Annotated in this window: 16 protein-coding genes and 2 pseudogenes; 9 read left to right on the plus strand and 9 right to left on the minus strand. The window is 61.7% G+C overall.

The window, feature by feature from the left end; genetic code table 11:
- Positions 1 to 29: 29 nt before the first annotated feature.
- The gene (locus tag G3O06_RS04395; protein WP_205815151.1) at positions 30 to 647 is read right to left on the minus strand and encodes a LysE family transporter; all 618 of its coding nucleotides are present in this window, start codon (positions 645 to 647) and stop codon (positions 30 to 32) included.
- A gap of 67 nt (positions 648 to 714) precedes the next feature.
- On the opposite strand from G3O06_RS04395, the gene G3O06_RS04400 reads away from it, so the two are divergent.
- Positions 715 to 1,638 carry a LysR family transcriptional regulator gene (locus tag G3O06_RS04400; RefSeq protein ID WP_205815152.1) on the plus strand — a complete coding sequence of 308 codons (924 nt, stop codon included), beginning with the start codon at positions 715 to 717 and terminating at the stop codon, positions 1,636 to 1,638.
- A 423-nt stretch (positions 1,639 to 2,061) separates the two neighbouring features.
- Here G3O06_RS04400 and G3O06_RS04405 read toward each other — a convergent pair whose 3' ends face one another.
- Positions 2,062 to 2,586 carry a TetR/AcrR family transcriptional regulator gene (locus tag G3O06_RS04405; protein WP_346779483.1) on the minus strand — a complete coding sequence of 175 codons (525 nt, stop codon included), beginning with the start codon at positions 2,584 to 2,586 and terminating at the stop codon, positions 2,062 to 2,064.
- A 279-nt stretch (positions 2,587 to 2,865) separates the two neighbouring features.
- Between G3O06_RS04405 and G3O06_RS04410 the strand changes: the two genes are divergently transcribed.
- Together G3O06_RS04410 and G3O06_RS04415 are read left to right on the plus strand one after the other, a co-directional pair.
- Positions 2,866 to 3,579 carry a hypothetical protein gene (locus G3O06_RS04410; RefSeq protein WP_254613729.1) on the plus strand — a complete coding sequence of 238 codons (714 nt, stop codon included), beginning with the start codon at positions 2,866 to 2,868 and terminating at the stop codon, positions 3,577 to 3,579.
- A gap of 379 nt (positions 3,580 to 3,958) precedes the next feature.
- Positions 3,959 to 5,041 carry a porin gene (locus G3O06_RS04415; RefSeq protein WP_205815173.1) on the plus strand — a complete coding sequence of 361 codons (1,083 nt, stop codon included), beginning with the start codon at positions 3,959 to 3,961 and terminating at the stop codon, positions 5,039 to 5,041.
- Positions 5,042 to 5,243: 202 nt separating this feature from the next.
- Here G3O06_RS04415 and fahA read toward each other — a convergent pair whose 3' ends face one another.
- Both fahA and G3O06_RS04425 read right to left on the minus strand, forming a co-directional pair.
- Entirely contained in the window at positions 5,244 to 6,566 is a 1,323-nt protein-coding gene (gene fahA / locus G3O06_RS04420; protein ID WP_205815153.1) for a fumarylacetoacetase, read from the minus strand.
- 13 nt (positions 6,567 to 6,579) lie between these two features.
- Positions 6,580 to 7,407, minus strand: coding sequence for a cyclase family protein (locus G3O06_RS04425; protein WP_174967142.1), 828 nt, complete (start codon positions 7,405 to 7,407; stop codon positions 6,580 to 6,582).
- Positions 7,408 to 7,575: 168 nt separating this feature from the next.
- On the opposite strand from G3O06_RS04425, the gene G3O06_RS04430 reads away from it, so the two are divergent.
- Positions 7,576 to 8,277 (plus strand): TetR/AcrR family transcriptional regulator, encoded by a 702-nt coding sequence (locus tag G3O06_RS04430; protein ID WP_205815154.1) that lies wholly within the window; start codon positions 7,576 to 7,578, stop codon positions 8,275 to 8,277.
- Between the two features lie 113 nt (positions 8,278 to 8,390).
- Here the strand turns inward: G3O06_RS04430 and G3O06_RS04435 are convergent, their stop codons facing one another.
- The gene (locus G3O06_RS04435) at positions 8,391 to 8,999 is read right to left on the minus strand and encodes a short chain dehydrogenase (RefSeq protein WP_205815155.1); all 609 of its coding nucleotides are present in this window, start codon (positions 8,997 to 8,999) and stop codon (positions 8,391 to 8,393) included.
- Between the two features lie 106 nt (positions 9,000 to 9,105).
- On the opposite strand from G3O06_RS04435, the gene G3O06_RS04440 reads away from it, so the two are divergent.
- A complete protein-coding gene (locus G3O06_RS04440) occupies positions 9,106 to 9,999 on the plus strand; it encodes a LysR family transcriptional regulator (protein WP_205815156.1) in 894 nt (297 codons plus the stop codon).
- Positions 10,000 to 10,240: 241 nt separating this feature from the next.
- Here G3O06_RS04440 and G3O06_RS04445 read toward each other — a convergent pair whose 3' ends face one another.
- Entirely contained in the window at positions 10,241 to 11,233 is a 993-nt protein-coding gene (locus tag G3O06_RS04445; protein WP_241019512.1) for a dienelactone hydrolase family protein, read from the minus strand.
- A gap of 817 nt (positions 11,234 to 12,050) precedes the next feature.
- Between G3O06_RS04445 and G3O06_RS48865 the strand changes: the two are divergent.
- The 3 genes and pseudogenes from G3O06_RS48865 to G3O06_RS04455 all read left to right on the plus strand — a co-directional run.
- Positions 12,051 to 12,268 (plus strand): annotated as a pseudogene (locus G3O06_RS48865) (helix-turn-helix transcriptional regulator); the annotation flags it as partial.
- Positions 12,269 to 12,590: 322 nt separating this feature from the next.
- Entirely contained in the window at positions 12,591 to 13,757 is a 1,167-nt protein-coding gene (locus G3O06_RS04450; protein ID WP_205815157.1) for a porin, read from the plus strand.
- Between the two features lie 164 nt (positions 13,758 to 13,921).
- The gene (locus tag G3O06_RS04455) at positions 13,922 to 14,458 is read left to right on the plus strand and encodes a hypothetical protein (RefSeq protein WP_205815158.1); all 537 of its coding nucleotides are present in this window, start codon (positions 13,922 to 13,924) and stop codon (positions 14,456 to 14,458) included.
- 57 nt (positions 14,459 to 14,515) lie between these two features.
- Here the strand turns inward: G3O06_RS04455 and G3O06_RS48870 are convergent.
- A pseudogene (locus tag G3O06_RS48870) lies at positions 14,516 to 14,792 on the minus strand (transposase); the annotation flags it as partial.
- Positions 14,793 to 14,810: 18 nt separating this feature from the next.
- Entirely contained in the window at positions 14,811 to 15,350 is a 540-nt protein-coding gene (locus G3O06_RS04465; RefSeq protein WP_205815159.1) for a cytochrome b/b6 domain-containing protein, read from the minus strand.
- Between the two features lie 753 nt (positions 15,351 to 16,103).
- Between G3O06_RS04465 and G3O06_RS04470 the strand changes: the two genes are divergently transcribed.
- Entirely contained in the window at positions 16,104 to 18,617 is a 2,514-nt protein-coding gene (locus tag G3O06_RS04470; protein ID WP_205815160.1) for an EAL domain-containing protein, read from the plus strand.
- 482 nt (positions 18,618 to 19,099) lie between these two features.
- Here the strand turns inward: G3O06_RS04470 and G3O06_RS04475 are convergent, their stop codons facing one another.
- Positions 19,100 to 19,393 carry a GYD domain-containing protein gene (locus tag G3O06_RS04475; RefSeq protein ID WP_174996639.1) on the minus strand — a complete coding sequence of 98 codons (294 nt, stop codon included), beginning with the start codon at positions 19,391 to 19,393 and terminating at the stop codon, positions 19,100 to 19,102.
- Positions 19,394 to 19,474: the final 81 nt, after the last annotated feature.

Consider the following 19,474-nt stretch of genomic DNA (forward strand, 5'->3'; position numbering starts at 1 on the left):
TGCATCGGCACGCGGCGCGGAGGCCCGGATCAGCGCCCGCCGCGCGCGATGGCGAGTGCGACGCCGAAGCCGACGAGCAGGCAGCCGAAGGTGCGGTCGATCCAGTGGCGCAGCGCCAGCAGGCGATCACGCACTGCCGTGGCGGAGAAGCACAGGGCCACCAGGCTGAACCAGCCGGCATGCGCGACGGCGATGAACGCGCCGTAGCCGATCTGCACGATCAACGGCGTGTCGGGCCGCACGGCCTGCATGAACAGGCTGACGATGAACACCGTGGTCTTGGGATTCAGCGTATTGGTCAGGAAGCCGGTGCGCAGCGCGGCCAGGTCGGACAGCGGGGCGGCCAGTGCGTCCGGCTGCCCGTTGCCGGCCTTCGTCATGAGCATCTTCACGCCCAGGTAGACCAGGTAGATCGCGCCGACCAGCTTGACGGCATTGAAGAGCCACAGGGACTGGCGGATCAGCAGGCCGACGCCCAGCAGCGTGTAGCTCACGTGAATCGTCACGCCGAGCCCGATACCCAGCGCGGTGAGCACGCCCGAGCGGCGCGACAGCATCAGGCTGTTGCGCGTGACCATCGCGAAGTCCGGGCCCGGGCTGATCACGGCCAGCAGCGTGATGGTGACTACAACTATCAGTTCGGTCATCGTCTAGTCCTTGCGATTGGTGGCTTGATAGCGCAATATTATGGGTCATGTTTCATCGGGAAAAGCGATGATTTCTGACCAGAATGGTGAGATTGACTCACAATCCGTTCGCACGAACCTGCCGTCGCTGATGGCGTTGCGTTGCTTCGAGGCGGCGGCGCGTCACGAGAATTTCAGCCGTGCCGCCGACGAGCTGTGCCTGACCCATGGCGCGGTCAGCCGCGCGGTGCGACTGCTAGAGGATGATCTGGGCGTGGCGCTGTTCGAGCGGCGCAGCCGTCGCGTGTTCCTGACCGATGCGGGCCGCAAGCTCGCGCAGGCGGTGCATGACGGGCTGGGGCTGATGCGTCACGCCGCGCAGGAGTTGCGCACCGAGGCCGCCCGGGCGCGGCGCTGGGTCCTGTCGTGCGAGCCGACGCTGCTGATGCGCTGGCTGATTCCGCGCTGGCCGGATTTCCAGGCGCGATATGCGGGCGTCGATATTCACCTGGCTGCGGCGGGCGGCTCGTTTTCATTCGACAGCGGCATCGACATGGCGATTCGACGCGATGACTTTGCGTGGCCGGCGGGTTATCACGCGGAGCGTTTGTTCTCGGAGAAGGTGGGGCCGGTTTGCCGGCCGGATAAGGTCGACGCGTGGTTTTCCGCGCGTCGTGGGGATCGCTCGTTGAAGGCGGACGTGCCGCAATTGCATACACGGACACGGGCGGACGCGTGGAAGGAATGGGCAGTGGCGGCGAATCAGCCGCCCGTGAGTGGGCGCGGGCAGATATTCGACCATTTCTACTTCAGTCTGCAGGCGGCGGTTGCGGGGCTTGGAGTTGCCATCGGCCCATGGCACCTCGTTCGAGACGACATCGAAAGCGGTGTGCTGGTCGCGCCGATGGGGTTCGTCGAGGATGGCTCGCATTACTGCTTGTTGACGCCGGAACCGGTGGTGGCGGGGAGTGCGCCGGCGGATTTGCTGGGGTGGTTGAGGGCGGCGGTTTGATGGGGCGCGGGTGTGCGCAGATGGGTGGGAGACGTTGTGCGTCCCCATCGAAGGAGCGTGGCAAAGATCGGCGCGGGCATCGCAATTGGCCCCTGCGCCCGGCATCGCAGGCCGCCGTGATGGCCGTCGCTACTGCGTCGAATCCGGTGCGAAGGTCCTGCACGCCACGTCGGCGTTAAAGTCGATTGCCGCGCGAAAGTCGTCGGGCCTGCCGTCGTATCGACCGACCGTCCTGCGTTCGGCGCGAGGACGGCAGACGACACGATGCGGCCATTCAATGCTCGGTGACCGCTGCGGCTGGCTTCGGCGTGATGGGGGCGTTGGTGAACTTTCGGCAGTCGATTCCCGCTCGTTCGAGCCGCATGGAACGTCGTAAAGCACCCGCCCGGCCTGGATGGTCTGATCCTTGAGATTGCCCGATGCTCAGGCGTCGCGCTCGCGGAGCATCCAGCGCGTCAGTTCTCGAATCTGATCGGTCGTGACGCGCTCGTGCAGGATCAGCGTGCGTAGATAAACGGCGCCGAGCAGGCAATGAAGCAGGGGCATCGGATCCGCTCCCTGCGGCCACTCGCCCATTTTTGCGGCGCGGTCGAAAACCTGCTGAACCGCCGAAAAGCGGTTCGTCCACAACCTGCGCAGTTCGCCCGCCACGGCCGCATCGTTGTACGTGGCCAGCACGAACTGAATGGCAGACCTGCCCACACCCGTTCGCAAGTAGCGCGCGGTTGCCGACAGCAGCGCGACGAGGTCCGCGTGAAGCGAGCCCCGATCCGGTATCTCGATGTGCTCGGCAAAAAGCTCGAAGACGGCCTCCATCATCAGCCCTTCCTTGCTCTTCCAGCGGCGATAGATCGAACTCTCATGCACGCCCGCGAGCGCGGCGATGGCGCCGATGTTGAGCCCCTCGAAACCCGCTGCCTGCAATTGCGCAATCGTTGCGGAGATCACGGCTTCACGGACGCGTGCGCTGCGGCCGCCAAGGCGGCGACGCGGCGACGGCGATTCTTGTTCGGCTGACTTTGGCATGAGCGGATTTTACACATCGTTTCATCGGCTGCCCGCGTCGTCACGGCGGTCCGGCCACGACCACGACCACGAGCACGAGCACGAGCACGACCATGCGCGACGGCCAACGGGCATGCGGTAAACACTAACGCAAGTTAACTTGCGTTAGTGGCGCGAGTCGGGAAACATGGCAACTCGTTCACCAGTGCTACGGAGGTTCAAGTGAAAGCAGTGACGTTTTTCAAGTCAGGTACGGAGGTGGCAGGCGAGGACATCCTCAGAATGGAGGTCAAAAGGGCGCGCTACATGATGGCCTTGCTCATGGAGAAACTGGGGGCAGACGGCATGGTCAGCCTGTTCGCGCAGGAGATCGCGGAGCACGAATCGAACGAGAAGGATTGGTCGCTGCGTGCGAATGGCCGCTTCAGTTCGTCAGTTGCCGAAGCGCACGTGGCGGTGGGCACCAGCGCGGAGTTCGTGGCCTGGTTCTGGGACGGATATGGCGGGCCGAACAGCCCGGCAATGCTTCGTGCTCACCCTGAGCATCTCGGTGCGCTACCGCTCCCGGACGGGCGTGTCGGCATTCTGGAAGTACCCGGCCATACGAAGTCGCCGGCCCTCCTGAAGCTCCGCCATCTGGATGACTGGAGCGGTATCCCGATCGAACTGGCACCCGATATGCCGCATCGGATGATGGGGCGCGTCGAGACGCCCGATGGTGTGACCGTCGGTTACTTGCTGCACCAGTTCAGGGACACGCTTCCGGGGTTCGATGCGCGGCTGGAGATCTTCTGGCCATCGACCGCGCCGGAAGCACTCATTCACGGCCACTCGGACCACCTGATGGTCGAGTGGTGCAACTGGTTCGAGCTGTACGTCCTCTCGCGGACGCAAGCACGCGACTTGATGCCGTTGGCACTTTCCGTGAATACATAGCCGCACCATCGGTTCGCGTACTTCGAGCGGGCCAGTGCGGCGCGGGCCGCTTGGGTGGAGCGGCAAAGCAGCAGCGGAAACATGCAACCGCTTTGCCGCGTCATCGATACCGTGAATCGATTGCGGCGGATGTGCGATCAACTTTGCGATCCGATTCCTCGACAACATCGCGAAGGACATCAATCCCTGGCCGGCGGCGGTTCAAGAAAAACCAACGCTCCGGCGTGCGTGCCCGTCAGCACACCGAGGACCGGAGCCGAAGCGGCCATCTGTCCGGCTTCATTTGATCGCCATATGTCGGGCGCCGCACGGAGGTGGATTCCTATTCAATTACTTTGCAGTCCTGCATGACTGGAGGAGACATTAAAACGTGAGCAAGATGCAGAAAATCCGTCCGATGCTGCTGATCCCTGTCTCGATCGCGGTATCGGGCTTACCGTCGAACGCGCATGCGCAAAGTAACGTCACGCTGTATGGTGTCGTGGACTCTGGCGTGATGTACACGAGCCGTACCTTCGACGCCGGAACGGGTGCGAGCGGCCCGCATCAGGTATCGGCAACGGATGGCGGGATCTCGGGTTCTCTCTTCGGTATCACAGGTGCCGAGGATTTGGGCGCAGGGACGAAGGCGATCTTTACGCTCGAAAGCGGTTTTACGACGAACAACGGGGCGCTGGGCAACTCGAACGGGAATCTCTTCGGGCGGCAAGCCTTCGTCGGGCTCTCCGGACACTTCGGTACCGTCAAGGCAGGCCTGCAGTACTCGCCGTTCGGACTTGCGATCGTCGACACGGACGCGCGGCATGCGTCGTTCTTCGGGAGTCAGGCCGGAATCTACATGGGCAATTTTTTTGCGACCGGCATTTTCGTCGCCAATGCCGTGTCCTATACGAGCCCGACGATCGCCGGCTTGCAGGCGAGTGCATTGCTTGCGCTGGGCGGCGATCCAAAGGGATTTCAGGCGGGGCGCCAGTATGCGGCTCGCGTGAGATACGAATGGAAAGACCTGGTCGTGAACGCTGCGCTCTTCAGTGGAAATCCCGGCGGTTCAGCCAGCGTTTCCACGCCATTCCCGTCGACGATCGAATTCAGCGGTCGAACGGTCGGCGCGAGCTACAGGTGGGGAGGCGCAACACTCAAGGGATCGTACACAAGCTACAAGATCGCCGGTTCCTTCAACGAGAAGGTGTACGCCGCGGGCGGCGAATATCTGATCACGCCGGCACTTTCCGCCGACGTAGGCGTTTGGTACATGCGGGACAGCAACGACTCGGCGAACCATTCTTTACTGGCGTCTGCCGGGCTGGACTACTTTCTGTCGAAACGAACGACCTTGTATGGCTCCGCGGCATGCGTGAACAACCACGGGTTGATGCATACGGGGTTCACGGTGAATGGCGCGCTGTATGAGCCAACCGGTAGCAGTGTGGGCATCGTCGCTGGTGTTCGTCACCTCTTCTAGCGCACCCGAAAGACACATGCGCTGAAATCGCCGCCAGCCGATGACGCTGGCGGCGATTTCACGCATGCGTGCAGGCGTTGCGGTGAGGTGTTCAAGCCCGGCGAGCGAACACCGCGAGTCCACTTGCGGAGCGTTGCAAGGCACGAGGACCACGAACATGGTCCTCGCATCGAATCAGTGCCGGTTGCGAAACGACGTGCGGTTAATGATCACCTTCCGCGGCGGGCACCGGCAACACGGTTCCATGGTTGGTGCCGAAACCGATTCGTGCAAAGCCATCGCGTTCGCACCAGCCCCGGAAAATGACGGTATCGCCATCGTCGAGGAACGCGCGGCTTTCACCATTGCCGATATCCACGGGTTGAGTGCCGCCTACGGTCAGTTCGATCAACGCGCCGGCTTCGCCCGATGACGGGCCGGAGATGGTGCCGCTTCCCAGCAGGTCGCCAGGCTGGAGGTTGCAGCCCCCCATCGTGTGGTGCGCGATCATCTGCCCCAACGTCCAGTATTGGTGCCGGAAACTGGTGTGCGTCAACGTACGCGGTTGCAAGCCTTGTGTGCGCTGACGCGCGCTGAGGATCGACGCCTCGAGCCGGATGTCGAACGCACCGGCCGTGCTGTTGTCGTCCGAGGACAGGTAGTCGAGCGGCTGCGGGCGTTCGGCGGCGCGTGACCACGTGGTGCGGTACGGCAGCAATGCTTCGAGGGTGACCAGCCACGGCGATATCGTCGTCGCGAAATTCTTCGCGAGGAATGGCCCGAGCGGCTGCATTTCCCACGACTGGATGTCGCGCGCGGACCAATCGTTCAGCAGGCAGAGCCCGAAAATATGCCGTTGAGCGTCACGCAGCGGGATTGAGTTGCCGCGTGGATTGCCGACCCCGATCACCGCGCCCAGTTCCAGCTCGTAGTCGAGCCGGCGACAGGCGTCGTGAACGGGAGGGGCGGACGGATCCGCGCGATATTGCCCCATCGGCCGGTAAACCTGCTGACCGCTGACGTCGATCGACGACACGCGGCCATGATAAGCGATGGGTAACCAGTCGAAATTCGGGCTGATCGCCATGCCGAGCGGGCGGCTGCAGTTCACCGCATGATCGAGCGAGGTGTAGAAGTCGGTGTAGTCGCCGATACGCACGGGGACGGCATACTCGGCTTCCGCTTGTGATACCAGCGTCTTCCGTACGTTCGGCGCATGCGGACTGCCGGCCCGAAGCAGTTCGAAGAGTGCGTGGCGCAGTGCCTGCCACGCAGGCGGCCCCATATCGAGCAGCGCATTCAGTGTGGTTGCCGTGGCCGCTCGCACGGCCTCGAGTGCCAGGCCGTCCATGCAGCCCGCCTGCTGTAACGCAGCGAGGTCGACGATCTGGTCGCCGATTGCGATCCCGCCGCGCCAGGTTTCGCCGACGCCCCTGCGGCGAAACACGCTGAGTGGCAAATTCTGCAACGGAAAATCGGTCCCCGCCACGTTGGCCGTTTCCAGCCAACTGCGTTGAGTGATGTCGTGTGTGTGATTCAGTTCCATCGAGGCTCCTTGCCTATGCGGTTCGATGCGGGTCGCAAGCTGTTGCGTTGAGGGCGTCGTCGAAGATCGCGACTGCGCGAGTCCAGCCGGCGGAGGCGCCCCGGATTTTGTGCGGGAAGCACGAGATGAAGAAGCCGTGAGGTGGCAGCACCTCGAGATTGTGGAGTTTCTCCAGGTGGCAATAGCCGATCTTGCGGCCGGCCTTGTGTCCTTCCCAGATCAGCGATGCATCACGCGTTTCGGCATATTTTTTCGCGGTATGGACGAACGGCGCGTCCCAGCTCCACGCGTCGGTGCCCGTCAGGCGAACCCCTCGCTCGAGCAGGTACATGGTCGCGTCGAAGCCCATGCCGCAACCCGAGGAAACATAGTCGGGTTGTCCGTAGCGCTTGCCTGCACGCGTGTTGACGACGACGATTTCAAGCGGCTTGAGTTCGTGCCCGATGCGCGCAAGCTCGGCTTCGACGTCGGTAGCGGTCACGACGTAGCCATCGTCGAAACCGGTGAAATCGAGCTTCACGCCGGGCTGGAAGCACCAATCGAGCGGCACTTCGTCGATGGTGATCGAGCGCTCCCGCTCGCCCGTCGAATCGTTCATCGTGCTGTGGAAGTGATAGGGCGCATCCAGATGCGTCCCGTTGTGTGTGCTCAACTGGATGTGTTCGATGGCCCAGCCTTCGTTGTCCGGCAGGTCGGCTTCCTGCAGTCCGGGAAAGAAGGCCGTAACGGCTTTGGCCGTATTCCCGTGCGTCAGATACTGGATCTTGGGACCGTAGCCCGGTGGATCGGAAATGACGTCGTTTTCCAGATAGATCGAAAGATCGACGAAGCGTCGTGTCATGTGCGGTTGCTCCTGGTTTTGGGGGACTTACCACCGACGCCGCATGGCAGCGTTCACGTTATGCAGACTGTACGATCGTACAGTCAGTATCGTGTTGGTGTAAACTGGCGTCGTGTAATGAACGGATTGGCATTCGCGGCAATCGAGCCACAGGACAGCGGAGACACCATGCAGGCGAAGGAAGTCACGGGAAAGGCGACCGGTGTACGGGGCGGGAAGGGCGTGCAACAGACGGTCGAGACGAGCAAGCGCGAGCGGGTGCTCGACGTGGCGGAGCGGCTGTTTGCCGAAGGCGGTTTCGATGGCGTTTCGATGCGGGATATTGCGTCGGCGGCAGACGTTGGCCTGCCGTTGATCGTGTATCACTTCGAGACCAAGATGGGCCTGTACCGCGCGCTGTTCGAGCGCCGCAAGACGGTGCTCGACACCCGGTTGGCTTTGCTCCGTGAGCCGGTCGCCGCAGGGGAAGACCCCCTCGAGCATATCGTGCGCGCCTTCGTGCTCCCGGTGATGCAGATCCAGAATACCGAGTCCGGGCTCGCGTATGCCAAGCTCGTGGCGCGCGAAGCTTCCGATCCGCGCGAGGCCGAGCGCGGCATCGTTGCCGAACATTTCGATCCGTTTGCGGCGGAGTTCATCAAGGCAATCAGGAAGACGCTGCCGGGCCACAGCGCCAACTATGCGCACTGGGCCTATTTGTTCGCGGTGGGGGCGTTGGTGATGAGTGCGTTCGACAGTCGCATCGAGCGAATCTCGGGTGGCAAGGTCAAGGCCGGTGCGCTGAAGCGCAAGGCCGAGCATCTTGTGACCTTCATTACCGCCGGGATTCGCGCCGGCGCAACCTCTGATGGCCGGACATCGGCCGCTTGAGGGCACCGTGGCGTCGAATGTTGCTGGCGCGCCGGATGGTGTTTCAGTCGGCCAATGCGTTGACGATATGACTGGCGTCGAGACGTATCGCGTAGTCCCGCGAGCCCGCGACGTCAGTGACCCACCCGATATACGCGCCCGCTATGCACGCCTTCCACGCTGCGTCGATAGGCCATTGCGACACGTGCCGCCGACACGCTTTCACAGCCGGGAAAAAACGGACCGAACCGGTCCATGGATTCGGTCAGTACGGTCGGGCTCACGGCGTTGATCCGTATGCCCCTTGGAAAATCGCACGCGGCCGCGCGCACGAATCCTTCAATTCCGGCATTCGACGCTGCGGCATTGGCGCCTTGCGCAATCGGGTCATCGACCGCGATGCCCGAGGTCAGCGTGATCGACCCGCCATCGGACAGGTAGTGCTGACCCACCAGCGCGACACGTACCTGACTCAACAGCTTGTCCTGCAACCCCGTGTGGAATTCGGCCGCCGTCATCTGTTCGATCGGCGCCAGGATGACATTGCCCGCGGCCGCGATGATCGCGTCGACTGGCCCGATCTTCTCGAACAGCGCACTGACGCTCTCGTCGCGGGCGATGTCGACCTGATGGTCGCCGGAGGTGCGGCCGACGCGAATGATTTCGTGCTTTCCGTCACGCGCAAGCTCCTCTGCCACGGCACGACCGACGTCCCCGCCGGCACCGATTACAACGATCTTCATGGAACGACTCCTTGTCGATTTCAGGTTGGAGCGGCCATTGTTCAGCGAACCAATATTGGGATAAATGTGCTCTAATTTCCGACACTACTAATCACCAGTTCGGAATATGGACAAGCTGCGTTCAATGGAAACCTTCGTTGCCGTCGTGGAAGGCGGCAACTTCACCGAGGCGGCGCAGCGGCTTGGCATATCGGCGGTCATGGTGGGCAAGTACGTGCGCGAACTTGAAGAGCGGCTCGGTGCGCGAATGCTGGAGCGCACCACGCGACGGCAGAGCCTGACGGATGCGGGGCGCGTGTTTTACGAAGATGCCAAGCGTGCGCTTGAACATGTGCGGATCGCCGAGACGTCGGTCGAACGATTGCGCGCATCGCCGTCCGGCACGTTGCGTATCAGTGCGCCGATCACCTTCGGGTCGTGTGTCGTCGCGCCTCTGGCCGCGACTTTCCAGCAGATGTATCCGCTCGTGCGTATCGAGCTGGCGTTGAGCAATCGCGTCGTCGATCTGGTTGACGAGGGGTTCGATCTGGCCGTTCGTATTGGTGAGCTCGGCGATGTCGATCTGATCGCGAAGCCGCTGACCCTGTATCGCATGGTGATCTGTGCCGCTCCCGGTTATCTCGCGCGGCATGGGAGCCCGGAGACGCCGCAGGATCTGGACGCGCATCACTGCCTGTCGCACTCGGTGTGGAATGGTCGTAGCGGGTGGAAGCTCGGAGGGTGGGATGGGCCGCAGGGTTCACGGGACCCGGTCTTCACGTGTGACGATGGCAATGGCTTGCGCATGGCGGCTATCGCGGGGGCGGGGCTGTTGTTGCAGCCGGAAGTCCTGGTGGCACACGATCTGGCGAGTGGGGCACTGGTGCCGGTGTTGCAAGCGTACTTGCCCGAGCCACATCCGATTCATATCGTGTATCGGCATGATCGGCGGCCATTGCCGAAGCTGACTCGGTTTGTCGAGCATTTGCTTGGGCATGTGGCTGGGAGGGAGGTGTCTTAGCGGGCGGGCGGTTGAGTCTGTGACACGATGCAGCTTGTCGACCTATGGCGACCTCAGCGGGCGTTTTCGAAGGTAAAGCGGCCATTCCTCGGCCACATCGACCAACGCGTGCTCGATCGTAGGCGAAGCCTTTCGTGAAACCGAGCAGGAGTAGGGCCAGTGTCCGGGCATTTTGCCAACTGGAGCTGAAGTACAAATGAGACGGCGAGTTCGAAGTCGTCTCGCTCAGCAATCGGTTGTACTAACGCGGCTTCAGGACATCAATGACCAGCGCTCGAACCGCATTCCTGACCTCGGTAGATGCCTTTTCATTGTAGGCTAGGGTATATCCACGTTCGACACATGAATCACTGTACGAAAAGGGGCGTTTCGTTTTCGCATTGATGATCTGACCTCCGTCTACTTCTTCCAATTGGCAGTTTCGGGTCGACTGCGCTTGCGGAAGCAGCATGGGTTGCGTCAGCGCTCGCCAATCGAACACATGGCCTGCGCCAGGGTATTCGATAAATTGAATATTTTTCCCACTTGCCCTGACTCGGGCGACATACGCACGACAAGCAGCGACGTAGTCATCGGCACTTCCCTGAAAAACGCGAATAGGCTTGTCAGCGACGTTTGCCTCATCGCGATAAGTCCAACTGCAATTCGGATAAAGCGCCACATACGCGGCGAATTCGCTTCCGTGTAGAGTCTCATGAGCGCTCTGAACCCGCTTCAAACCGGCAACAAGCGCGGCTTGTGCTCCCCTCGAAAAGCCCATGAGCATGATCCTGTCTGGGTCGATCCGCGGATGTTTTGAAAGTAGTACCAGCGCACGGTAGGCGTCCTCGGTTTGCACCAGCCGACCCAGTTGCGATTCGTCGTTGCTTGTATTGACGACGCCACGCCCGGAATAGCTGTCGATCACAAAGGTGGCAACGCCCATCGCAAGGAGTTCCTGCTCCCAGTCTGTTACATATCCTGACACGCCTCCGGAGCCATGGAGCAGGATCACCGCCGGAAAGCGTTCGGTTCCGCCGCGAGGAAGTCGGAGTTCGCCAGCAACCGTCACGGGTTTTCCAGAGCCTTGGCCGCTCAGAAACTCCTCGTCCGTCAACGTGGCGGACTGATACGGGATCACCTCCATTCGCGCGACCTGCGCGAACACTATTCGAGGTGAGGCGACAATCAGGAGCATGAATGCGATTGATAGAAGATGACAAAGATTCGCGTCGCGCTTTCCGATGACGAACATAGGAGCCTCCTGCCAATCGTTCGTGAACGTCGCCTCCGTTAGAGCAGCTTAGTCCACAGTTGTGTGATCGCTGCAAAAGGCATGTCCACGATCATCGCAGCCATCGTGTGGTCAATGGCAAACGACCGCCGACAGGGGGGAGCGGACACTCAAATGTCGGCGTTACGGCAAAGGTGAACGACGCCTCATGGTCGAACGCGGTCCGACGACGAAGATCGTAACGTTCCATCGGCGTCCGCAGCTGCGGACGCCGATGGCGGATGCCGACTCATCGCCGACGTTCAACGATTCGAACCGTCTTCAGGTTCACACTTTCATGCGGTGGGGATCAACTTCTTCCTTGCGGATTTCGAAGCGGGCTTGGTCACCGATCTTGGCTATCAGGTAAAACCCGCATTATTTGGCTGCGCGAAGAGAGGCTCGATTCTCGATCGAACATGACGCCGTCACGCTCACAATCCTGCCTGCGCACCAATCGCGCAGCCCTTTCCCCAAAAGTCTTGCAACAAAAACCGGCCACAATCAACCGAAACCGAGTCGCGGATCGTATACCCGACACTCGCGATCATCACCTTCACATGCTGACATTCAGCGGCGTAAAAGAAGCGTATCCGCTCCGCGAGCGTTGCTGTAGGTGACGGCACGGATCTCCCTAACACTTTGTCCTGGTGCCAGTTCCCATTAGGGAAATCCCGGTAGGGCTCAGGGTTATCAAACGCGATTAACTTATATCAAACAAATTTTGACGACGATTTATGTTCCTGATATGTTTTTCGCACCTGCAAAGCGCGACCCGGTTGCGTTGGCGCTCGGCGAAATGGCTCGCGCCCGTCGCCAGCGCCTGAACCGGGCGCTCAATCAGCCTGCAATGGCGGCCGGTATTTCCAGGCCGTTTTTTTGTCGCAGGTCGAGCGTGGTCCGGCTTCGTCATCGCTGACCTCGCTCGCGGGTATTGCGCGAGCGTGGAACGTGACGGTGGAGTACTTCTTCGAAATGCCATCGAAGAAACGTTCGGTTCCGCGCGGTGATCCGCTCGAGTAGGCAACTTGGCACGTTATCAATCGACGGCGCCGGATAGCTCGAGCGGAAACGGAAGCAAGGAAGCGGTTTTCGTCCAGGCAGGGACGCCGCGATGGTTCTGATCGAGGGAATGCCGGACAGGTCGAGATGCGAGGCGCCTTCCTGCATGAATTTTTGAGGATGACGAAATGATTGAGTCAAATATGCCGATTTGGAGAACATGACGCCGGCCGTTGCGGCTTGAGACGACGCGCAGGCCGTGCGCCGTCATCTGCATTCGAAAACAACAAAACCCGTTTCAAACAATCCCGAAACCACTCCTGACAGTGAAATACAGATGAAAAACAAGAAAATCAAGGTCAGCGTTATCGCTGTTGCCGCCTTCGCAGCATCTTCGGCAGCAATGGCACAGTCGTCGATCACCCTGTATGGCATGCTCGATGCGGGTATCGGCTACACGTCGAACATCAACGGCCACAAGCGGGTCGGCCTCGATGGCGGTGCCGCAGGTTCGAACAAGTGGGGCCTCAGGGGGACCGAAGACCTCGGCGGCGGCCTCAAGGCTATCTTCAAGATCGAAAACGGTTTCAACATTGGTACCGGCGGCATAGGCGGCCAGGGGCCGATCGGTTCCACGCGTTCGTTGTTCAACCGCCAGGCTTACGTATCGCTCGCTTCCGATCAGTACGGTACGGTGCGGATGGGGCGCCAGCTCGACGCCGTGACGGAAATGGTTCAGGTCCTGACGGGCGACGCCATTTCGGCGTCGACATTCTCGACCCCGGGCGACGTCGACAACAACGACAACACGACGAACCAGAACAACGCCGTGAAGTACATTTCGCCGCTCATCCATGGCTTCCAGGCTGAAGGCGCGTACTCGTTCGGCGGCGTCGCCGGTTCGATGGGTTCGGGTCAATCGTGGTCGGTGGCTGCGAACTATGCTCAGGGTGGTCTGACGGTCGCCGGCGGCTACTTCCATGCTGCAAACCAGGGTGAGAACGGGTGGATGAATGCAACAGCGCAACCGAGTTTCGGTGGTGCGCTGGGCTATCCGAGTTCGGGTTACAACGGCGGCAATGCGTTCAAGAGCGCGGGCATCGCGCAAATCGCGACTCAATACCAGATTGGTCCGTACACGGCCGGCTTGCGCTACTCGAACGCCCAGTACCAGGGCAACGCTGGCCAGCCGTCGATCCACTTCAACGTGCTGGGTGCCCTGCTGCAGTACCAGGTAACCCCGGCGCTGGCGCTGGCGACCGGGTACACGTACGTCTACGGTTCCGCGGCCACGCCCAAGCTGGCTGCCGAAGGCCGCACGATGGCGTCGATCAACCAGGTATCGCTGGGCGCGACGTACTCGCTGTCGAAGAGCACCGCGCTGTACGCCATGGGCGGGTACGTTCATGCTCAGGGCGCTCAGGCCTCGGTGGCCGACTTTGGCAACACGGCATCGGGCGGCAACCAGGTTCAAGTCAACATCGGCATGTACCACGGCTTCTGATCGCCGACGTGGAAGGCCGGAGTAGTGGCTGCACTACTCCGGCGAAGAAGCATGCTGCTAGGGTCTGTTGACAATCTCCGGGCAAAGCATAAGAGACGGCTTGAACGCGCCCCGACACAATGCGTGGAGTATCCTTTGGTGCCGCGACAACCGGATATCCAACTGTGACCAGCGTTCCTTCCTTTCGATGTCTCTCGCTTGATAGCCCCCGCTGGGCAGAGCTTGACCATGCGTATGGAAAGGCTGATGACATTCCGGTGCTTTTAGGAAGGCTGGAGGCACTGCCACCGGGGTTGGAGTATGACGAAGAGCCGTGGTTCTCACTCTGGAGTTCTTTGGCACATCAGGGTGATGTTTTCTCTGCTTCGTTTGCAGCTGTCCCTCATGTGATACGTGTTTTGTCTGGAGCACCCGCGAGCGCCACGTGGCCGTATTTCCAGTTTCCTGCTGTTGTCGAGGCATGGCGTCAGCGGAAGGGCATCGAAGTACCAGAAGACTTGCGTGCTGATTACTTCGGCGCACTGGCGGCGCTTCCCCGCCTGGTGGCATTCGCATCTGACAAAGACTGGGATGATGGATTTCTGGTTTGCGCACTGGCTGCTATTGCCTCCGCAAAAGGCTTCGGTACGGTTGCCGAGGCCGCATTAGAACTTACGCCCGACGTTGCCTCTGAATTTCTGGACTGGCTTCAGTCTCGCTAAAGTTTGCTTGATCATCTCGGGCGAGCCAGATGAGCGAAGCAGTTAATGCGACGGCGCGTGAATCTTCGTGCTGAGCCCGCCGCGAGAACGTCCAAGAGCTTGATCTTCCTTTTTTCGGCGCGCCTGCGGCGTGCTGGTGCGCGTGCACGATGGTGCCGTCTATGAAGATCTCATCGAAGTCAGCACCTCCCGTCAACGTAGCAAAAACGCCATGCCAGATGCCGGCTTGGGGCCATCAAGCGAATCGCCTGTACACGCTGTTCCAGCAGCCAAATTCTCCTGGCAAATCACGCCACGGATTACCCGTGCGGGCAATCCACAGTACAGCCTCGAGTCATTCACCGCGTCGCGCTCAGATCCCCATCCGCTCCGCGACACCGTCTCGATCGACGAACTTGTGCTTCATCCCGGCCGCGACGTGCATGACCAGCAGCAAGCCAAGCGTCAGCACCAGCGCTCGATGCAGCGCATCGGTCAGGAGTCGCAACGGTTCGTCGCGGCCGACAAGCACCGGCAATTCCGCGATTCCGAAGAAACTGACCGGATGGGCGCCGGCGAGGCGGTGCACGTAGCCGGTCAGCGGTACGAGAAACAGCAGCAGGTACAGCACGCCGTGCAGTGCGCCGGCGATTCGCGCCTGCCATGCCGGAACGCTGGCCGGCAGCGGCGGCGGTGTATGCGTCGCACGCCACGCGAGGCGTGGCACGGTCAGCATGAAGATCAGACTGCCGATCGACGCGTGATAGAACAGGATGCTGTTGAACTGAGACGAGTTGTGCGGAAATGTATCCATGTAGATCCCGATCAACAGGTTCGACAGGATCAAGATTGCGATCGACCAGTGCATGGCGATCGCGAAGCGTGTGTAGGCGATGTGGTCAGGGCGTGACATTGCGGTCTCTCCGTTTCGGTTGGGCGTAGTGCACCGGCTCGCTCGGCGTGGTGAGCGCGGCGTGATGCCCCGATATACCGGAGCCCGCATGGTTTTATTCCCGCGGTACGGATCGGTCGCCATTCTTTTCGTGTGGGAGGCGATCGATACGTCTTGAAAGGTATGGGGTGTCCTTGGCGGCGTTGTACCGGCCGCAATACCCGCAACGTATGAGGTGCGGTCTGTTCCGGCACGGCCGTCACCGTTGCTCGACAGACATGCCAACAGTCGCTTTCCGTCACGGCGCCTATTCTTCCGTGAGCGGGATCGCCTGGGTATATGACGCAGGTCCGAGCACGGTGACACGTCTCGCTGCCCGCGTAGAGCACAGCAGTCGGGTGGGGCGCCGACGTCGCAGGAGCGTCGATGTGTCACGCGGCCCGCAGCCGCCCACCTTGCCGGCGCGCAGCCCGAATATCGCCACAGCACTCAACTCTTGTCCAAATCTGTCGTTAACTCAGGGCGGCTGCCCCTGCGAGGGCAGTGCTCCGGCGTGTAGATCCGCTGGGCAAGGGATCGTCAAATCCGGCATCGAGGCCAATGTGCCGCGCTCGCCGCCGCGACGCCTCAAACGATGGGTCAATTCCCCGTTTGCGAATTCGATGAGTACGCAACCATCCGAGTCAAGTGAGATCGCACCGTGCTTGTCGCGGGCGAGCCCGCACGTTGCCGCATCGAAGTACGCCGGCGAGGCTTTTTCGTCTTGGTTAGAGAATGTATCCGAGCAGCTACGATGTTCCGATTGCGCGCCTCGTGGCGCGTCAGATTCTGTCCTGCGCGCCCGCCACGCCGGTGCGGGAGGTCGCGCGACGCATGTTCACCGAGCGTTGCAGTTCGATCGTCGTGATGGAGGATGAACAGGTCGTCGGGATCTGGACCGAGCATGACGCCCTGTCGGCCGGCGACGATCCGCACGGGCTCGATCGACCCGTCAGCGAGGTGATGAGCCGTCCGGTGCTGACGCTCGAGGCCAATACGCCGCTGGGCGAAGCCGCGATGAAGTTCAAGCAGTCGGGCGTGCGGCACTTCGTGGTGGTCCGCGATGGTGCCGCGATCGGCGTGCTGACGCAGACCGACGTCGTCGTGAACCAGGGGCCGGAATTCTTCCTGCACCTGAAGCCGATCGAATCGATCCGCATTCATCCGCCCGTTGTGGTGCCCGAGCAGGTTACGCTGCACGAGGTCATCGCGCGGATGCGCGCGCAACGACTCGATGCGATCCTCGTCGGCTACGACGACGGCGAGCACGGCATCCTGACCGAACGGGACATCGTCCGGCTCCTGGCGGACGGCGGGGCCCAAGGCGCGGTCGGGGCCTACGCGAGCAAGCCGCTGCAGATGCTGACCGCGAAGCAGAGCCTGTACGCGGCGCAGCGCTTCATGACCGAGCACAATATGCGGCACGTCGGCATCCAGGACGAGGCGGGCAGGCTGACCGGGCTGCTCTGTTTCGCGGACGTGCTGCAGAGCATCGAGCACGAATACGCGAACGAACTGCGTAGTGCCCTGCGCGAGCGCGACGAAGCGCTGGGTCTCGCGCGCTTCAACCTGCGCATGGCGGATCGGGTGTTCGAATCGGCGCTCGAAGGCATCATGGTGACCAACAGGCACGCGAAGATCGAGCGCGTCAACCAGGCCTTCACGCGCCTGACCGGGTACACCGAGGACGAAGTGATCGGGCGCGATCCGGGCCTGTTGAGTTCCGGGCGCCAGACGCCTGATTTCTACAAGCAGCTGTGGCATTCGCTGACGACCGATGGCCACTGGCAGGGCGAAATCTGGAATCGCCGCAAGACCGGCGAGCTGTTTCTCGAATACCTGACGATCACCAGCATTCGCGACAACGACGGCGAGATCTCGCACTATGCGGCGATCTTCTCCGACATCACGCAGCGGCGCCAGGCGGAGGAGCGGCTGGGCTATCTCGCCACGCACGACGTGCTCACCGATCTCGCGAACCGGGCGCTGTTCGAGGAGCGGCTCTCGCACGCGATCGTTCACGCGAAGCGGCTCGGCCGCAAGGTCGCGGTGATGTACCTCGATCTCGACCGCTTCAAGCTGGTCAACGACACGCTCGGCCACAACGCCGGCGACGAGGTGCTGAAGATGGTCGCGGCCCGCATCGTCGCGAAAGTGCGCGCGAACGATACGGTGGCGCGCATGGGCGGCGACGAATTCGCACTCGTGCTCGAGGAGTTCGACGATGTCCGCGACGTCGGGCGAGTCGCACGCAAGCTGCTGGACGAAGTGGGGCGGGCGATCGATATCGGTGGCCGCGAGATCTTCGTGACGCCGAGCATCGGCATCAGCATCTATCCGGACGACGGCACCGAGGCGGAGCACTTGATCCTGCTCGCGGACCAGGCGATGTACGGCGCGAAGAGCCGCGGCAGGAATGTGTTCCAGTTCTTCGAGAGCAAGATGACGTCGTCGGCGATGGAGCAGTTGGAGACGCTCGGCGAGCTGCACCGCGCGCTCGAGCAGAACGAATTCCGCCTGTTCTACCAGCCGCAATACGATCTGGCCAGCGGCCGGATCGTCGGCGTGGAGGCGCTGCTGCGCTGGTCGCATCCGCGCAAGGGTCTGGTGCCGCCGGGCGACTTCATCGGGCTGGCGGAGCGATCCGCGCTGATCGTCCCGATCGGACGGTGGGTGCTGCGCGAAGCCTGCCGGCAGGCGCGCCGCTGGCTCGACGAGGGCTTCGAGTTCGGGCGTGTGTCGGTGAACGTGTCGGCGCGTCAGTGCTTTACCGACCATTTCCTCAGCGACCTGACGACCATCCTCAGCGAAACCGCATTGCCGGCCGAATGCCTGCAGCTCGAGCTGCTCGAAAGCATGGCGATGAATACCCGCGAGGAAATCGGCATCCTGCTGCGCGAACTGGCAACGCGGGGGATCAGCCTGGCGATCGACGATTTCGGTACTGGCTATTCGTCGCTGGTGTATCTGAAGGATCTACCCGTCGATACGCTGAAGATTGATCGATCGTTCCTCACGGACTGCGGTTCGGGCAGCGCGGACGACGCGATCGTTCGCGCGATCGTTGCGATGGGGCGTGCGCTGGGGCTCGATGTCGTGATGGAGGGCGTCGAGACGGAAAAGCAGCTGGCTTTCCTGCAGGAGATCGGCTGCCACCAGGTGCAGGGTTTCCTGTTCGCGCGCCCGCAGCCCGCCGAACAGCTGGTCGGGATCTCGTCGCGCCGCGGTGTTGAATTGCTGACCGAGTGAGTCGGTCGCGGGGCGCGCGGGTGGTGTTGACCGGTATGTCGTCGCCGTGACGTCGCTCGTTCCGGTGGCGAAGCTGTCGGTTCGCAACACGGAGTCGGGCGTCCTCGTATCCGCCGGGCAACGGGCATGAGCATCATCCCGGCGGCACGTTTTATGCAGCAGACATCAACCGATCCATTATTCGGTTACCGATGTCGCGCAGGAAAGCTGCTCGTTCACTACGACCTTCCTGGATAAGCGGCGCCGCTCCTTGTCGTGGATCAACGCCGAATGCGTAGCTGCGCGGGCGCCTGGCTCATGTCGAGGCGCGCGAGAATGGCGTCACGCTACACGCTCGCCGCTTGCGTCGTTGGCTTTTGTCTGCGCTATGCGCCTGGCTCGTGAGCAATACCCGTGACGCCACGATGCGAAGGCAACCAGCCGGCTTCCAGGACGCCTGTTCCACCTCGGTCGACGGCTGTTGCATCTCGCGCGTCAAGGCTTCACTTCATGCCGCCGACGATCCTCTCCATCTCCGCTTCGCCGAAAGCACGCATACTGACGGTTCGAACATTGCCCAACTGCGCCAGCATCAGTCCCAGCCGCGTCGCGGTTTCGTCGTCGGGCGCATCGAGTGTCGCGACGATGTCGTAAGGCCCGAGTGTCCATTTGAGCGAGGCGACGGTGACGCCCATCGCTTGCGCTCCTTCCTGAAACGCTTTCGCTCGCTGGACCGTGTCTTTCACGGATCGCGCGCCTTGTTCAGTCCAATTCATCAACACGATGTATGTCGCCATATTGCCTCCGATGGTTAAGGAGCCCATCCACGTTCCGCCGTCCATGCACGGGACGAACATCACCGGCCGGCCACAATTGAT

Source organism: Burkholderia sp. Ac-20345 (genome assembly GCF_017104825.1).
Lineage (GTDB): Bacteria > Pseudomonadota > Gammaproteobacteria > Burkholderiales > Burkholderiaceae > Burkholderia > Burkholderia lata_B.

Excerpts from the sequence above, each read along its gene's own strand:
- fahA (WP_205815153.1), bottom strand. The coding sequence starts at position 6,566 with ATGGAACTGAATCACACACACGACATCACTCAACGCAGTTGGCTGGAA.
- G3O06_RS04430 (WP_205815154.1), top strand. The coding sequence starts at position 7,576 with ATGCAGGCGAAGGAAGTCACGGGAAAGGCGACCGGTGTACGGGGCGGG.
- G3O06_RS04470 (WP_205815160.1), top strand. The coding sequence starts at position 16,104 with ATGTATCCGAGCAGCTACGATGTTCCGATTGCGCGCCTCGTGGCGCGT.
- G3O06_RS04465 (WP_205815159.1), bottom strand. The coding sequence starts at position 15,350 with ATGTCACGCCCTGACCACATCGCCTACACACGCTTCGCGATCGCCATG.
- G3O06_RS04395 (WP_205815151.1), bottom strand. The coding sequence starts at position 647 with ATGACCGAACTGATAGTTGTAGTCACCATCACGCTGCTGGCCGTGATC.
- G3O06_RS04450 (WP_205815157.1), top strand. The coding sequence starts at position 12,591 with ATGAAAAACAAGAAAATCAAGGTCAGCGTTATCGCTGTTGCCGCCTTC.
- G3O06_RS04440 (WP_205815156.1), top strand. The coding sequence starts at position 9,106 with ATGGACAAGCTGCGTTCAATGGAAACCTTCGTTGCCGTCGTGGAAGGC.
- G3O06_RS04400 (WP_205815152.1), top strand. The coding sequence starts at position 715 with ATGATTTCTGACCAGAATGGTGAGATTGACTCACAATCCGTTCGCACG.
- G3O06_RS04435 (WP_205815155.1), bottom strand. The coding sequence starts at position 8,999 with ATGAAGATCGTTGTAATCGGTGCCGGCGGGGACGTCGGTCGTGCCGTG.
- G3O06_RS04415 (WP_205815173.1), top strand. The coding sequence starts at position 3,959 with ATGCAGAAAATCCGTCCGATGCTGCTGATCCCTGTCTCGATCGCGGTA.
- G3O06_RS04475 (WP_174996639.1), bottom strand. The coding sequence starts at position 19,393 with ATGGCGACATACATCGTGTTGATGAATTGGACTGAACAAGGCGCGCGA.
- G3O06_RS04425 (WP_174967142.1), bottom strand. The coding sequence starts at position 7,407 with ATGACACGACGCTTCGTCGATCTTTCGATCTATCTGGAAAACGACGTC.
- G3O06_RS04445 (WP_241019512.1), bottom strand. The coding sequence starts at position 11,233 with ATGTTCGTCATCGGAAAGCGCGACGCGAATCTTTGTCATCTTCTATCA.